The organism is Acidovorax sp. LjRoot204, from assembly GCF_056175785.1.
Window position 1 is genome coordinate 1 of record NZ_JBGFFF010000294.1, and the last position, 2,380, is coordinate 2,380.

2 protein-coding genes and 1 pseudogene are annotated in these 2,380 nt (G+C 69.9%); 2 read left to right on the plus strand and 1 reads right to left on the minus strand.

Annotated features, from left to right (window positions below; all coding sequences use genetic code 11):
• Both AC04MI_RS24650 and AC04MI_RS24655 read left to right on the plus strand, forming a co-directional pair.
• Positions 1-399: pseudogene (locus tag AC04MI_RS24650) on the plus strand (bifunctional UDP-N-acetylglucosamine diphosphorylase/glucosamine-1-phosphate N-acetyltransferase GlmU); the annotation flags it as partial.
• A 181-nt stretch (positions 400-580) separates the two neighbouring features.
• Positions 581-1,366 carry a sensor histidine kinase gene (locus tag AC04MI_RS24655; protein ID WP_436077559.1) on the plus strand — a complete coding sequence of 262 codons (786 nt, stop codon included), beginning with the start codon at positions 581-583 and terminating at the stop codon, positions 1,364-1,366.
• Between the two features lie 21 nt (positions 1,367-1,387).
• On the opposite strand, the gene AC04MI_RS24660 is transcribed toward AC04MI_RS24655, so the two are convergent.
• The coding region (locus AC04MI_RS24660) for a diguanylate cyclase (protein ID WP_476498981.1) at positions 1,388-2,380 on the minus strand (993 nt) is incomplete at its 5' end.

Genomic DNA, 2,380 nt, shown 5'->3' on the forward strand with positions numbered 1-2,380 from the left:
GGCGCGTTGATTGGCCCCTTTGCCCGTCTGCGCCCCGGCGCGCAGYTGGGCSGCGAGGTGCACATCGGCAAYTTCGTSGAAGTSAAGAACTCSACSCTGGCCGASGGCGCCAAGGCCAAYCACCTGGCCTACCTGGGCGAYGCCASSGTGGGCSRRCGCGTSAAYTACGGCGCGGGCAGCATCACSGCCAACTACGACGGCGCCAACAAGCACCGCACSGTSATCGAGGMCGACGTGCAYGTGGGCAGCAACTGTGTGCTGGTGGCGCCTGTGACCATTGGCGCTGGCGGCACGGTGGGCGGCGGCAGCACCATCACCAAGAGCACGCCGCCCGGCGCGTTGAGCGTGGCGCGGGGCAAGCAAGTCAGCATTGCCAACTGGTCCCGTCCGAAAAAATGAAGCCCCCCCTGAGTCGCTTCGCGCCTTCCCCCTCCAGGGGGACGACAGCCTTTGCTGCGGGGCGGCCCTTGCTGGCTGTCCTCGCCTGCGTCTTCGTCTTCGTGCATAGCGCGTTGGCGCCTCGTTGTGCCGTGCACGCTTCTGTGGCCTGCGGCGGGAGATGAAAGTGGCTGCTGCAGACATGACCCCCGAACAGCTGCGCGCCGAACTGGCCCGCAGCCAGCAGCAGGTGGCCGATATGGCGGCTGCGCAAGAGGAGTTCTTGCGCGCCGTCTCGCACGACCTGCGCGCGCCGCTGCGGCATGTGACGTCTTACGGAACGCTGGTGCGCGAGGTGTTGGGCGACCTGCCGCCCGAGGTGGTGCAGGGTGCTGAGGTGCAAGAGGCCCTGGGCTTCCTCTCCACAATGGACCACTCGGCTCGGCGCATGGGGCTCATGATCGACGGCCTGCACGCCCTGGTGCGTGCCAGCCGTGCGCCGCTGCGCCTGCAGCCCGTGCCGCTGACCGATGCCATGGCCCAGGCGCGCGCCACACTGGCCCCGGCCGAGGCCGGACGCGCTGTGGAGTGGCGTGTGGGCACCGATTTGCCCACGCTGTGGGCCGACCCGACGCTGCTGCAGGATCTGCTGGTGCAACTGCTGGGCAACGCCCTCAAGTTCACCCGCTCCGTGGCGCAACCGTGCATCACGGTGTCGGCGGACGCGGCACCCGCAGGCCAGGGCGCCTTCTCGGTGCAGGACAACGGCGTGGGCTTTGACCCGGCGCGCGCGGGCAGCTTGTTTGGCGTGTTCCAGCGCCTGCACCGCGAGACGGAGTTCGAGGGCGTGGGCACAGGGCTTGCGCTGTGCCGTGCCATTGCGCAGCGCCACGGCGCGCAGATCAGTGCGACCGCGGTGCTGGGGAGTGGTTGCACGGTGCGGGTGCAGTGGCCGGTGAATCCTGCAGTCGCCGCCGACGAGTCCTGAACCTGCACGCAGTGCTGGTGGCTACACCGCCGGCACCAGCGCCGGCTCCATGCACCCCGCCACCTGATTGCGTCCGCCGTTCTTGGCGACGTACAGCGCCGCATCCGCCGCGTCGATCCACGCACGCAGGCTGCTGTGGCGGTGGTCGGCCGGGGCCACGCCGATGCTGCTGGTGATGCGCAGTTCGGGCAGGCTGCGCAGGCGCACGCCTTCGGTCTGCTCGCGGATGCGCTGGGCAATGGCCAGGGCGTCCCGGGCCTGCATGCCGGGCAGCACGATGGCGAACTCGTCCCCGCCGTAGCGCCCCGCGCAGTCGCCTGCGCGCACGTTGCCCCGCACCACATGGGCCAGCGCGCGGATCACCTCGTCGCCCACGGTGTGGCCGTAGGCGTCGTTGATCTCCTTGAAATGGTCGATGTCCAGCATCAGCATGCAGGCGGGCTCGTCGGTGGTGTGGTGGCGGCGCAGTGCGGCCTCTGCCTGCTCTTGCCAGTGGCCACGCCCGAACAGGCCGGTCAGCGCGTCCACGCGGCGCAGTTCGTCCAGCATCTGGTTCTGGCGCGCAGACTGCCGGATGAGCTGGTAGCTGACCACGCTGACCGACAGCGTGTGCAGCGACATCACCGGCAGGCAGGCCACCATCACGCGCATGGAGGTCTCGGGCGCCCAGTGCAGGCCCATGACCGCCGTGCTGGCGGCGCCGGCCGCCAGCATCACCCACAGGGCGCGTGCCCACAGCCCCCGGATGCCGGTCGTGATCTTGTCCACCATGGTCAAGGTGAGCAACATCACGCTGGGCAGCAGGTTGAAGTGCATCAGCGGCACCAGCGCAGCGACCAGCGCCGAGTCGATGAGCAGGTTGCGCACCTCGGCGGCGTACGGGTCGGCCGCGCGGCGGGTGAGCAGGTAGGCCACATGCGGCCACACCAGCGTGGCCAGCAACAGCGCCGTCCAGGCCAGGGGGGACGCCTGGCGCTCCCACAGCACCACCGCCACCACCATGCCGCCCAGCCC